The 13,360-nt window shown below is 39.9% G+C and carries 10 protein-coding genes; 6 read left to right on the top strand and 4 right to left on the bottom strand.

Annotated elements, in window-relative coordinates:
* Positions 1-69 precede the first annotated feature (69 nt).
* The 3 genes from MSI_RS02080 (at position 70) to MSI_RS02070 (ending at position 3,050) form a co-directional block, all read left to right on the top strand.
* Complete coding sequence (locus MSI_RS02080; RefSeq protein ID WP_009103161.1) at positions 70-1,335, top strand: hypothetical protein; 1,266 nt, start codon at positions 70-72, stop codon at positions 1,333-1,335.
* 337 nt (positions 1,336-1,672) lie between these two features.
* Positions 1,673-2,350 (top strand): CarD family transcriptional regulator, encoded by a 678-nt coding sequence (locus MSI_RS02075; RefSeq protein WP_009103159.1) that lies wholly within the window; start codon positions 1,673-1,675, stop codon positions 2,348-2,350.
* Positions 2,283-3,050, top strand: coding sequence for a 2-C-methyl-D-erythritol 4-phosphate cytidylyltransferase (locus MSI_RS02070; protein WP_192807731.1), 768 nt, complete (start codon positions 2,283-2,285; stop codon positions 3,048-3,050). Before MSI_RS02075 ends, MSI_RS02070 begins: the two co-directional genes overlap by 68 nt.
* A 14-nt stretch (positions 3,051-3,064) precedes the next feature.
* Here MSI_RS02070 and ispF read toward each other — a convergent pair whose 3' ends face one another.
* The 3 genes from ispF to MSI_RS02055 are packed head-to-tail and all read right to left on the bottom strand — an operon-like array spanning position 3,065 to position 8,637.
* Positions 3,065-3,538, bottom strand: a complete 474-nt coding sequence (ispF, locus tag MSI_RS02065) for a 2-C-methyl-D-erythritol 2,4-cyclodiphosphate synthase (RefSeq protein ID WP_009103155.1) — start codon at positions 3,536-3,538, stop codon at positions 3,065-3,067.
* A 3-nt stretch (positions 3,539-3,541) separates the two neighbouring features.
* The gene (locus MSI_RS02060; protein WP_009103152.1) at positions 3,542-7,909 is read right to left on the bottom strand and encodes a hypothetical protein; all 4,368 of its coding nucleotides are present in this window, start codon (positions 7,907-7,909) and stop codon (positions 3,542-3,544) included.
* Between the two features lie 38 nt (positions 7,910-7,947).
* Positions 7,948-8,637 carry an HAD family hydrolase gene (locus MSI_RS02055; protein ID WP_009103149.1) on the bottom strand — a complete coding sequence of 230 codons (690 nt, stop codon included), beginning with the start codon at positions 8,635-8,637 and terminating at the stop codon, positions 7,948-7,950.
* A gap of 186 nt (positions 8,638-8,823) precedes the next feature.
* On the opposite strand from MSI_RS02055, the gene MSI_RS02050 reads away from it, so the two are divergent.
* The 3 genes from MSI_RS02050 to MSI_RS02040 all read left to right on the top strand — a co-directional run bounded on the left by MSI_RS02050 (position 8,824) and on the right by MSI_RS02040 (position 12,418).
* A complete protein-coding gene (locus MSI_RS02050; protein ID WP_009103147.1) occupies positions 8,824-10,347 on the top strand; it encodes a hypothetical protein in 1,524 nt (507 codons plus the stop codon).
* Positions 10,348-10,365: 18 nt separating this feature from the next.
* Positions 10,366-10,704, top strand: a complete 339-nt coding sequence (locus MSI_RS02045) for a hypothetical protein (protein ID WP_192807730.1) — start codon at positions 10,366-10,368, stop codon at positions 10,702-10,704.
* Between the two features lie 106 nt (positions 10,705-10,810).
* Positions 10,811-12,418, top strand: coding sequence for a clostripain-related cysteine peptidase (locus MSI_RS02040; RefSeq protein WP_009103143.1), 1,608 nt, complete (start codon positions 10,811-10,813; stop codon positions 12,416-12,418).
* On the opposite strand, the gene MSI_RS02035 is transcribed toward MSI_RS02040, so the two are convergent.
* Positions 12,419-13,342: a hypothetical protein gene (locus MSI_RS02035; protein WP_009103141.1), complete on the bottom strand. Its 924-nt coding sequence runs from the start codon at positions 13,340-13,342 to the stop codon at positions 12,419-12,421.
* Positions 13,343-13,360 lie beyond the last annotated feature (18 nt).

The raw sequence follows: 13,360 nt of genomic DNA, 5'->3' as shown, positions 1-13,360 counted from the left end.
AATATAATCTCCGTTTCACGCCCCTCCGTGAAACACCCCCACTCTAAAAAAAACGGAGGATTTTTTCAAATGAAAAAAATCGTTGGAATTATTGCAGCTGCTGCTTTGGCAACATCTGCTTTCGCTGAAGTTAATATCGGTACATGGAACAAAGGTGTTTTTGCTCCTGTAGCTTACGATGGTGATGAAGTTCGTGCATTGGAAAATGTACCTTGGGGAAAAATCAATGAAACAGGATTTGGTGTTCGTACAGGTCTTGGATTCTCTGCTTCTACAGAGAATGCTGGTTTTGTATTGGATGCACACGTAAACCCAGGTGCAGGCGGAGAAAGCCTTGGTCTTGGAGATAATGGTCACGTTTGGGTAAAACCAGTTGATATGCTCACTATTAAATTGGGTAAAATTGATAACAACTGGGGTCGTACAGATCTTATTTATGGTACACATGATCACTCATATCGTTTTGGTGACGGTTGTCTTCCAAACGGTGAAGGAATTGGTGCATGGCGTGAGCACAATGGTACAGGATATGAAGTAATTCTTCAGCCTGTAGAAAACTTTGTAATTGACTATCAGGGCGGTTTCGGTTCTGGTAACGAAGAAGCTTACAAAACTATGTGGCACAATGCTGACTTCATGGTTGGTTACACAATCCCTGATGTAGCATTTATTCGTGCAATCGTAGCTCCACAGGCTCCTGGTCGCAATGAAAAAAATGAGTCAAAAGAATGGATGAAGATCGGAGTTGCTGCCGATATCACAGCTATCGAGAACCTTTTCATCACTGTAGGTGCTACAATTCCTACTTTGTTGGATGGTTATAAGACAAAGACTGTATCAACTTATGCTAACGGCGGTTTTGATACTACAACAGGAACTCTTAAGGTAACAGAAACAAAAACTTACACTAAGGGTGACCCTGCAGGTGTTATCCAGATTGGTGCAGGTGCACGCTACAATTTGGACGCTCTTACACTCAACGCTTTTGTTATCACAAAGGTAAATCCTAAGAAACAGAATGATGAAGGAAAAGTTGAACTTGGTTCAATTGGTTTGGCATTCGGTGTAGGTCTTGACTATGCATTCTCTGATACTTGGTCAGTTATCACAGACTTCCGTTTCCAGACAGACAAATATTCTTTTGCTTCATTTGATACAAACGGTGATGCTACATTCGCTAAGACTGCATTCGGAGCTTACGTTGGTGCTTGCCAGCAGCTCACAAATGCTTCTCTTGACTTCGGTGTAGAATTCGGAAAGAACGCAGGTCTTTCACAGTACGAAGAAGACAAATTCAACTTCGCAGTACCTGTAACTCTTACATTCAGCCTCTAATCTAACCTAACAGTTTAGATTACCAAACGGCGGTTACCTTCGGGCAACCGCCATTTTTTTTATCAAGGTCACAATTTGTGAAGTCCAATTGTTAAACTTTTCTTCATGCAATACTTTTATGAATTATGAAGATTTATGAAGATTTATGAAACATTTGTAACTTCCGGCATGCACGAGAATTGAGCCGTGCCGAAGGCAGTTGAGCGAAGCGAAACCGCGCGTTTTAGCAAGCGGCGAAATGCGACTGACTAACCAGACTGGCCCGGCTTCAAGAAATTTTTCAGACAGATTTTCTCAATTTGAACTTTCTTAAAATTTGTGGTATAATAAATTACTTATGGAACCAAAATTTAGTGTAGACCAGAAGGTCGTTTATCCTAGCCAGGGTGTAGGTAGAGTTACAGAGATTTTTGAAAAGTCTTTTAAAGACAAGTCAATGCTCTACTACAAGATTTATATTGAAGCATCGGACATGATTGTTATGGTGCCGGTTGAAAAAGCTGATGATTTGGGAATCCGTCAGATTGTTTCAGCAGAAGAAGCTCAGGAAGCTCTTAATCTTCTTTCTGATGATTTTGAACCGATTACTTCTGACTGGAAACTCCGCTATCAGATGAACCTGGACCTTCTTAAAAAGGGAACTGTAAAGGATATTGCAACTATTGTACGCTGTCTTTACAACCGCAGTAAAGTTAAGGAACTTCCTATTCTTGAGCGCAAGCTTTATGATTCTGCAAAAAAACTTCTTGAAGATGAAGTAGCGCTTGCTCTTGGAAAAACTGATAAAGAAATCAGCGATGAAATCCATACAAAACTTGAGCCGCCTGGATCTACTCCAAAAATCAAGCATCCGGTTATTCTTGATGATGACGAAGATGATGATTTGATGAACGATTTGGACGGTTCTGATAAACGCAAAGATTCTGATGATGACGACGAAGATTCGGATGATTCAAAAGAAGCTGACGGAATGGATGCGGAAGAAGATTTTGACGACGACGATTCAGACTTCTAAAATTGCAATCATAATTACTGCGGCCGGTTCTTCTACAAGAATGGGCGGCGGTATTAAAAAAGAATTCTTACCACTTAAAGACGGTACAGTGCTTTCTGCCTGTGCCGGCGCTTTCTTAAATGCCCTGAAAAAATTCCAGATTACAGATTTCATTATTACCTGCAAGGCAGGAAATGAAGATGAGGCGCGGGATGCCGTCAGCTCACTGGGCTATGACGCTTTTACTTTTGTAAGGGGCGGGGTATCGCGTCAGGAGTCTGTTTTTAAAGGGCTTCTGGAAATTGAAAGGCGGGGAAATTGCCCTGACCTTGTTTTAATTCACGACGGGGCGCGACCTTTTGTAAGCGAGAAGATTATAATAGAAGGAATTGAAAAGGCCCTTGAGTTTGGAGCCAGCGTTCCCGGCCTTACTCCGACAGATACTCAGAAAGAAATTGATGAAAATGGCTTTATTGTGCGTCATTTAGTTCGTGCCAATTTGTGCGCTGTTCAGACTCCCCAGAATTTTGTATTTTCCCGTCTGCTCGAGGCTCATAAAAAAGCAGCTGCTCAGATTGAAGAACTTAGTACTCAGGGGATAAAAAAAGAATTTACCGATGATACTCAGATTTGGGGGGAGTTCTGCGGGGCAGTTAAAGTTTACCCGGGTGATGCTTCAAACATTAAAATTACCTACCCGGGCGATTTGAAACAGAATTAAAATAATTAAAAAAATTATCGGCTTAAAAGGCAAGTAACAAAGGCTTCTACGGCCTCGCTTGTGCCTACCGGCGGCAGTTTTTCTCCTGTTTTTGCCTTTACAAATACCTGAGAAGGTTCAACCTCAAGAACTTTTGCTATATTTTCTATAACCTGCTGGCGGAAGGGAATAAACTTTGGTTTTTCAAGCTTTACCACGCAGTCAAGGTTTTCAATTTTCCAGCCTTGTGAATAAACTTTTTCCATTACAGTACGCAAAAGAAGGGCTGAATCTGCATCCTTCCATTTTGCTTCTTCGGGCGGGAAGAAAGAACCTATGTCTCCAAGTCCGCTTGCCCCAAGAATTGCATCTGTAATTGCGTGAAAAAGTACGTCGCCGTCTGAATGGCCGTCTTCGCCGCGGCCAAAGGGCAGCTCAATTCCGCCCAGTAAAAGTTTTCTTCCTTCAATCAGTCTGTGTAAGTCGTAACCTAAGCCTATACGTAGCATTTTTTACTCCGGAAGCTGCAAAATCAAGTCTACTTCGTTTTCTGTCATGCCGACACGTTTTGCAATTTCAACTGTTGTCCAGCCCTGGCGTTTAAGTGTACGAACCATATCGCGCTTTGCAGGAGCAATTCCTGTACTGCTTTTTACGCTGGCAGGCTCACTTTTAATCTGAGTTTCAGTAATCTGGCGCAAAGTCTTGAACTTGTCCTCAACCTCGCGGTTCATAGCGCTAAGGTTCATTACAGTTTTATCAATTCCGCCCTTTGTAGACTGAATGCTTTCAATCTGCTCGTTAGTCTGTGTAATCAGATCATCAAGCTTTTCAAGCTGGGTAACGGCATTTGTAATTCTAGGGCCGTTCTGAAGGATTCTGTCAACGTTTGTCTGAACTTCCCTGATTTCGTTTGGAAGTGAAACAATCTGACGGTTTGCATTTGTAAGACGCTGTTCCAGTTCCTTAAGGCGGTCAAAAGAAGTATCAACGTCTTTTGTGATGCGGTTCAAAACTTCGTCCTTGCGGTCAAGTTTTTCATACTGTTCTGTAAGGTACTGAAGCTTTTCGTTGTAGTTGCGGACTGTAACTTCCATTGTCTGAAGTTCGTCTTTTGTTGCATTAAGCTGGTGAACCTGATTATCAATCTGATTTGCCATGTTGCTCACGTTTGCAAATGAAGCGCCCAGACTTTCAAGCTTAGCCTTCTGGCTTTCAAAAACTGTAATCTGGTTGGCAATATCGTCGTTCATTTTTACAAGAGATCCGAACTGGCTCTTGAACTGGTCTGCGGTTGCGCCAAAATCTTCAAGACGGTCAAAGCCTTCATTCAGGTTCTGGATATTTTCTTCAAGCTGGCGTTTCATCTGGTCAGCCTTTTCGAAAATCTGAATGTTTGCGCGAACGTTCTGGAGTTCTTTTGAAATTTCGCTCAAATGAGTCTGAAGATTGTTTGCATCATCCTGCATCTTCATAATCATCTTAGACTGATTTGCACGGTTATTTTCTGCAGCCTGCTGGATTTCTGTCTTGAGTGTTTCAATCTTAGCTGTTGCGTCTTCATTCTGTTCGCGAACACGGTTTTCTGTTGTTGTAAGCATTTCTTCGTACATCTGGCTTAGCTGCTTGATAATCTGCTCCGAACGGTTTTCGTATTCGTTTACAGAAGCCTGTGTCTTATTCTGAAGGTCAGAAATCTGAGAATTCAAGGCTTCGTGCTGTTCGCGGACTGTCTGCTCGTAAGTTTTCATGTTCTGAAGGAGTGACTGGCCCAGGGCTTCAATCTTATCCTGAGTCTGAGCCTGGAATGTTTCAATTTCTTCCTTATATACGCTGCTTGATTCGTCGAACTGGCTTCTAATCTGCTGTTTCCAGGTGTTGAATTCTGAAAGGGCAGCGTCGATTGTAGAAGAACCTGTCTGCTGGCGGCTCTGAACCTGCTCTTCAAAGGCCTTCAAATCCTGCATAAGTTCTGTCTGAGTCTTTTCAAGGGCAGACTGAATTGCAAGAACGTTGCGTTCAATTTCGCGCTTGTATTCGTTCTGTGTGTTCTGTGTAACAGAAGAGATTGTTGCACTTGTTTCAGCCTTGAAAGCGGCAACCATCTTCTGTACTTCATCGACGGCAGCCTGAGTCTTGGCACGGGCATTTTCAACTGATTCATTGAGCTTTTCATGCTGGCTTGCTGTGCGTTCCTGAATGGCTGTAAGTTCAGTCTTGAGGTCATCGTAATACTGCTCTTCAAGTGCCTTGCGGGAATCTTCGTAGTTGTTTGTAAGGTTTGCAAGTTTTGTGTCAAAATCGTGTTTCCAGTCTGCAATTTCTGTATCAATCTGCTGGTTTTTCTGAGAAAGATTTTTGTTGAAGGCATCTTCAAATTCCTGAAGTTTAATGCTCATCTTTCCAGTTGCTGTCTGCTTCAAATCATCAAGATTTGTGTTGATTTCGTTGAGTTTTGCTTCAACTGCGGCAGAATCATCTTCAATTGCCTTAGAGAACTGGTCGTGTTTTTCTTTCTGAAGGCTTGTAAAGTTTTCAAAGTCTCGGAGAACTCTTGCCTGAACTTCGCTCATTGCGCCCTTAAGGCTCTTTTCAAGTGAGTCAATGTCGCTCTGGCTGAACTGAATCTTTGAAAGCTTATTATCAATATCCTTTTTGTAAGCAAGAAGCTGCTCATCTGCCTGTTCCAGAATGTTGAGGTGTTTTGCTTCGTTCTGTTCAAGAGCCTTGCGGATAGAATCAGAAACACGCTGAGAAAGTTCGTTCAAGCGGTCTTTTGTTTCTTCTTCCATTGCTTCAATGCTTGTGCTGATTTTCTTGATTTTTCCTTCCAGTTCAGGCTGAAGGTTTTCTGTTCTCTGAGCTGCATCTTCACACTGACGCTTGATTTCGCGAAGACTTGATTCTGCCTTTTCGATTGTGTCAGTTGTCTGCTGGGAAACTGTGTCCAGAGTTGTTGAAAGTGAAGTCTGCAAATCAAAGATTTCCTGCTTGAACTGAGCGGTGCGGTCTGTACATTCTTTAATTCCTGAATCAAGCTCATCTTTAATACCGGTAATTTTTGTCTGGTAAGTTGTCTGAATCTGATTAAGTTCGCTGATTTTTGAATTGAAGGTGTTTTCAAAGTCAGAAAGTTTTGTCTTCCATTCTTCAGTTGCGTTTTCAATTCTGTCATCGCTCTGCTTAGAAAAGTTTTCGATTCGCGAAAGGTCTTCCTGTGCAAGGTCTTTAATCTGACGGTCGTAATTCTGAGCAATTTCTTCAATTTTGCGGCTTGTATCTGCTACAAGTTCATCAAGCTGAGTTTTGTGTTCCTGAGTAAAGGTTGCAAGCACATTCTGGTTCTGCTCGGTGAAGTTGTTGAGCTTTTCTGTATTCTGGCTGATGAAGGCTTCCAGCTTCTGATCATTTGCGCTTGTGAAGTCTGTGATTTTCTGTGTAGTTTCAGAATCATACTGAGTCAGCATAGAATTGAATTTTTCAAGAAGTTTTGCGTGTTCTTCTTCAAAGTTCTGGTTGAAGTCGCTGATTTTCTTTGTGTTTACGGCAGTTACGCGGTCAAAAGTATTTGAATAATCGCTTACAAGCTTTTCATAATCTGCCTTGAACTTAGCGGTAAGTGAAGTAAAGTCGTTCTGGTTTTTAGACTGAACGTTTGCAAGGATTTCTGTATATTTCTGATTGAAGCGGGCGTTGTCTGAATCCAGTTTTTCCTGAAGCTTTGCAAAAATGCTGTCGTCCTTTGCAGTAACGCTTTCCAGAAGCTTTGAATATTTTTCCTGAGTCTGCTGGATTTTTGTCTGGAAGGTATTTGTAAGGGCTGTCAGATTTGCATTAAGCTTTTCGTTTATGCCGGCCAGGTTTGTCTTAATCTGAGAAACAAGCTTTTCTTCTTCATCCTTGTAATTCTGATTTGTGCTTGCAGTTTTCTGCTCAAAGCTTGCTGTAAGTTCGGCAGATTTTGAATTAACAAGAGTTGTAAGATCTGCAAATTTTGCAAGAATTGATTCTTCTGCAAGTTTAGACTGATTTTCAAGGCTTGTCTGAACGTCGCTTGTCTGAGAATTGATGTTTGAAGAAAGCGATGCTGTCTGAGTTTCCAGATCTGCCTGAAGCTCTGACATTTTGTCCTGCAAAGTCTTAAGATATTCTTCTGCACGGTTCTGTGCCTGTTCCTTAAGGTTTGCAAAAGCGGTGTCTTCAAGGCTGCGGGCGCGGTTAACGGCATCATCATAAGAGTTTCTGATTGTCTGAGAAAGGTCTGCAAGCAGCTGTTCTGCCTGGTCTTTAGAAACCTTAACTTCCTTATCAAGATTTTCTGCGTAATTTTTGTACTGGTCGAGAAGGGTAGTTCCAATTGCCTTAAGCTGATCTGCGTTGTGCTTAGAAAAGTTTTCTGTAACCTGAGGGATTTTCTTTTCGATTGAATCAACAATCTGATCCTGCTTGTTCAAGCGGTCTGTAAGCTTGTCTACGATTGTGCTTTCATTCTGAATGCGCAGGAGGTTTTCTTCAACTTTTCCTGTCATATCGTTCAAATCATTCAAAAGACGGGAATAATTGTCGATTTCGGCTTCCATTTTTTTAACGGCGTTAATGCTTGAATCAAAAGTCTTGATTTTTTCTGAAAATTCGTCGTTCTGAGCCTTAAGAAGCTTGATGGCTGCGTTTGCCTGTGACTGATGTGTATGAAATTCTGTAATCAGGAGCTTGAACTTATCTTCAATTGCCTTGTAAAGTTCGTTTAAATCTCCAGTTCGTTTATCCGCATACTTTCGGACTTTTTCCATTGAATTGTTGTCTCTTGCAAGACCATGAAAGTACATTGAAATTGCCAATGAAATAACGACTGAAATTAAAACAGCGATTGCGATTTCCATTTTTTTTCCCCACCCACAATTTTTTATTATTTATGTGTTTATTTTTTCCCCAGAAGTAATTCTTTTAGCTGACTGTATTTCCAGAAGGTTATATCTGCCAGCTTTGATTTTTTTCCTAAAATGCCTTTTTCAGGCTGAACAAGCCAGGCTGCCTTCATTCCGGCATTCTTTGCACCAACCACATCGTATTTGTGGCTGTTTCCCACGTAAAGAATCTGCTCCGGAGGGAGTCCAAGCTTTTCTGCAAGTACATTAAAAGGAATAGGAGACGGTTTAAGAGCTCCTGTTTCTTCTGTGCCAAGAACAACATCGCACAAATCTTTTACGCCCCAGACATCGCCCTTCTGTTCCGGCGGAAAATCTGAAAGCAGTGCAATTTTGTATCCGGCTTCTTTAAGTTCCTTTATTAGTTCAACTGAGCCTTTGTAAGGCTTGATTTTATAAAAATATGAAGAAAGCCCTGCGTAAACGATTTTTGTAAGCAGAAGTTCTGCCTCTGAAGGAGAACAGTGCAGTTTTTCTGCCATCATCTGAGTCTGAGCTTCTTTGAATGTGCCTGTTAATGGAATCTTACGGATTTTTGCGCGCACAAGTCCATACTTCAAAAAGAACTGATTATAGCGCAAGAAGTGAAAAACAATCCGAATGTTCAGCTTCCAGGTTCTGTAAAGCGTTCCGTCAATATCAAACGCTACAGCCTTAATTTCCCCTAATTTATCAATATGCACGAAATAATTATACACCAAATTTTCAAAACGGTATATAGAAAAAATGGTAAAAAAAGTTGAAAAAACGCAGAAAAAACGTGAAAAAAATAACAAAATCTTAAAAATTTAATTTGACAAAAGTTTAATGCAGGGAGGAGAATATAGTGTCAATCTGTCAACCTGATAGAGGGCAAGGAGTTTTTATATATGAAAAACAGACTTCAATTTATTCTTTTACCGTTTATGCTGGTTTTTGCAGCTTTCTTTATGTCATGCTCCAATGGTTCCGGTAGTAGTGCATCTGTAGATCCAGATAATATGGTTTATCTTGCTTCTTCAGGCTTATCTGGTTATATGCAGAAGACAGTTAATGATATGGGCCTTTCTGCGAGTACAAGTACAGAGACAGTACCAAAGGTTTTCGTAGTAAAAGGAAGTGATCTCGAAAGTCTTTCAGAAGAAAAAATTTTATTAGCTGTAAGAACCTGTCTTGAAGGAAAAACTTTTCTTATAGATAGTCCTTCAATTAAGCAGATAATTGATTTTGAAACAAAAGTTCAAGAGGTACTTGAAAGCAAAGAAGAGTATGAGTATGAAATGTACCAGTCTGACATAAGTCCAAATTCCATTTATAATCTTTTGTCTCAGTTTCAGGATAGTGGAGAGAGTGATTCACAAAAAGCATATGAAGCAATTGGTCTAAGACAAAGTCAGGTTTATTTTGTTCATGATATTGACGAAATTATGGACGGCGATCAGTTTGATTTTTCTGATATAGAAGAAAAATCTGCAACTAATCCTGAAGGTAAATCATCTGAAGATGAAAACTTAAAAGAAAATCCATTGAATGTTGATACATCATCTCACTTTCTTCAGCTTACAGAAGAATCTATTGAGAATTTTGTAATCTGGATTAACGATTTGGAGCCTGCAGAATCTCTTCCTCAGTTTATGATACAGGGTGCAAATTCAGCTATTGATGAAGCAAAAAAAGCCCAGTCATTTGTTCATAACTTTACGGCAAAGTTTAACAGAAGTAGTGGACATTATGACGGAAGATATAATGACAGATATGAAAATGTCCAGGTCTTTATTGATGTATGGACAGCTTGTGATATAGACAATAAACAGGATTATTACCTTGTGAGAACTTCTGCAGTCTGCAATAATCAGCAGCTTAATTACTTAAATGATTGGGATGGAGATAAATATATCAGTCCTTATATGGATTACTGTGAAGTTACTTCCAGTCTTAAGTATGCTTCTTTAAAAACAAATGAAAGTAAACCTGCTACCTCAGAAGGCTCTTCATCTTACTCAACCAGTAGCGGTTTTTCGCTTAGTGGAAATATTGGCTTTAATTCTAATGGTCCTACAGGAGGTATAGGGGGATCTTTCTCTGTAAGTGAGACAAGATCTCAGTCTATTCCTGATATTTCAATTACTTACGTTCCTGGCAGTGACAGTTCAACATGGAAATTTTCTGGTCCTGATTTGAAACCTTACTGGAGCGGTCTTTATACTCACTGTGATGGTGCAAAAGGTATTCAGCATTCCTGTGCAATATTTGATACTTACGCGCTTTATACAATGCCAAGTAATAATTATTGGGCTCAGGGAAAAGTTCCTGTTGGATCAAAAGTTAAAATTAATATTCAGATGCTTACAGGCTGGATTTCAGGAATTTTTGGGCAGACTATTAACTGGCTGAAGCCTGGACTTTCAACCTAGGTTAGCTATACTGATTATGTGAAAAAGCCAAGTAATACTTTCGCTAAGTATTTTATGAATTTTAAAGCACCTGAGGGAACTAGTGAAGAAAAAATAAATCTTTATAACAGTATTCTCAAGGAGTTCTTTACCGACTGGGGAAATCATGTCAATTACTATGGTATGTGTGATACTTCTGCAACCTTAAAGGATAATAGGCTTGATTCTGTTGCTAAAAGCCATTTTTCTGGAGTAAAGAAAACAATAACAACAAATAAGAACATTCTGAAAGACAGAGGATTTAAAGGAAGCTTTACCTTCTACATTCAGAATGAAAAGACTGGTACAACAGTTGATAGTTTTTCTTTGACATTCTAACTTTAGGTATCTTTAATTTACGGAAGTCTGCCGGATTATTTTCGACAGACTTTTTTTTCAATATTGAATACTGAATTATTTTTTTTTACATAATGGAGGCTCCCCTTTGAAAAAATCTTTTTATTTTATTTTTATACTTTTTGCTTTGTTGCTGAATCTTTCGTGTGCATTGAACTCTTCTGGTGACTCAGACAGCCGGGCTGAAAGTGACTGGCTTTGTCTTTTTTATTTTGATGCGGATGATATTCCTTTAAATGATGATATTTATACGAATATGAGGGAACTTGAGTGTGCCCTTGCATTTATGAGGAATGAGGACGGGAGTCCTGCTGTAAATGAGCAGAATGAAGAGTATCCAAGTGTTCGTTTTATTGTCTTGTGGGATGGATATAAAGATACAGCAGATGGCAAGGTTACGAGACTTCATCCGGATGGTGCTGTTTTTGAGCTTGGCGCAGATTATGAATTAAAAAAGCAGTACAAGGAAACAGAAAGACTTGAACCCAAGCCAGAAGGATTTTGCATAAGCAAAAATACAAAAGATTTGACTTCAACACTTGGCTGGCTTGAAAAAGAACCTGATATGGCGTCAGAAACAACTCTTACGAAATTCCTTTCATGGGCAAACAGAACTTATAAAGCAAAAAATACAATTCTTGTGTTATCTGATCACGGCGCTGGAGTCTGGAAGGAAACATACAGGGATGATTTGTCTTCTTCAAGAAGTCTATGCTGTGATGAATCAAATGTTTTGGGTAGCAAAAGATATGGTGCGGATTTAACCTGTAAGAACGTAACGAATGCACTTACTGACTCCGGCTATACAGGCTCTTCAAAAATAAACCTTCTTTGCTTTGATGTTTGTCTTGAATCAAGCTGCGAAATTGTAAACTGTCTTTCGGGTTATGCAGATTATTTTGTTGCTTCTCCGGCAAATGCCTATAGCCATGACTATACTTACCTTTTTAAATATATGAACAGTGCTTACAAACCTATTGATTTAGGAAGAAACTTTGTTTGTGAATACTGTCGTTCCTGGGGGGGAGAGCCTGTGGATTGTCCTAAAACGGATTCTGAAGCTCATTGGGCATCTGGCTGTTCTATGTACACACAGACTTTATTCAGCCTTTCCCCTTCAAAGGTTAAGGCGTTGAAAAATGCCGTAGATGCTCTGGCTGATGGACTTATGCATATGTCAGAAGCGGATAATCAGGCAATTTTTACAAATTATTTGTATCAGAATAAAGTTGATTATAATGCCTGTAAAGGTATTGCCTATCAGGGAACTTATGTATTTTTGAATGATCTGGGCTTTTTTGTAAAAAACATTCTTGAAAACACGGCGAATATTAATATGTCGAATTATGAGGAATTAACGGATGCTGCTACTAATTTACAAGAACTCCTTGCACACGGAGAAGATAAACTGATTGTATATGCTTATGCAGGAAGAAAAGCTGGCAAAGTTAATTCAAATCATACATGGGGTGATGTGACTGCTGGCCAGTGGTATCTGAGTTATGGAACAGATTTTATCAGTGGTGAAACTGTTAATGTTGAAAATCTTAATCCTTATTTTGGAATTACTATTGCGACTCAAAATGTAGATGATGATTATAATGTCGTAGATTATTATGATAATTTTACTGGTTTTTCTGAAAAATGGGAAAACGTTATAAGATATTGGAAAAGTGTATTGAATAATACTAATTAATTACAGCGACTGCCCCGTCTTTTGGGCGAAATCTTCCAGCCAGTTTTTGATGGAATCCTGCCAGCTTTCGTTGAAACTGTTTTCAAGAAGGTTTCGCTCGTAAAGGCTTGTAAAGTAGTCTAGAATTTCTTCCCGGGTTGCAGAGTCGATTTCACCGCTCTTCTTAAAAAGCTCTTCAATAAAGAAAACTGCGTCTTCGGCAGAGAAAAAATCATCGCCAAAAACCGCTGTAATCATGTAAAGGGCGGTTGGAATGCAGTTTACGCTGTGCTGCTTTACAAAAAGAACGCTTTCTATAATTGCAATTGCCTGGGCCTTGATTTCTGCAAGGCGGCGGTCTGCTTCTTCCTTAGTAAAAAGGCCGCTCTTAATTCCTTTTTCAAAAAAAGCCTTGTACCAGGCGTAAGTTACCGCGCAGATAGAAACGTGAAGGCTAGGAACGCAGAGCAGGTGAGGGTCTGCGGCGTGAATTGCCTTGAAGGCAGCGTCTTCCTTATAGTGAGGTCTGTCCGTTGTTGTCATGGAAAAGCGGTAAATTGAAGAGGCGCTTTTGTAGGTTTTTGTCAGGGCACGCAGGTTCTGGCGGATATACGGAGCTGCCTTTTTGTAGCCCAGGCGTTTAATCATCATGTCAAAAGGCTTTACAAAAAAAGGAATAAAGCCCAGGTATGTGTTTACTTTTGACGGCTCAAATGGAATTTTGTCGTCCAGGGAAGTCTGCACGTTAATTACGGGACGGTGGGTCAGATGTAAAACCTGACGCTGCTGTAAGAAGAAAAAATTATGGGTTACAGAAAAAATAAAGTGCCAGGCCGGAAAAAAAGTTCTTGCCCGTCCTAAAAGATTAAAATAAGGACTTACAGCAGAAAATTTCCAGGTGCTGATGTTAGAATATTTTAAGTTGCGTTTTTCCTGTGCCGTCATTTTTTTTGCTTCCCCCTC

Origin of the sequence: Treponema sp. JC4 (assembly GCF_000260795.1) — a bacterium.
GTDB lineage: Bacteria > Spirochaetota > Spirochaetia > Treponematales > Treponemataceae > Treponema_D.
This window is presented reverse-complemented; position numbering and strand designations above follow the sequence as displayed.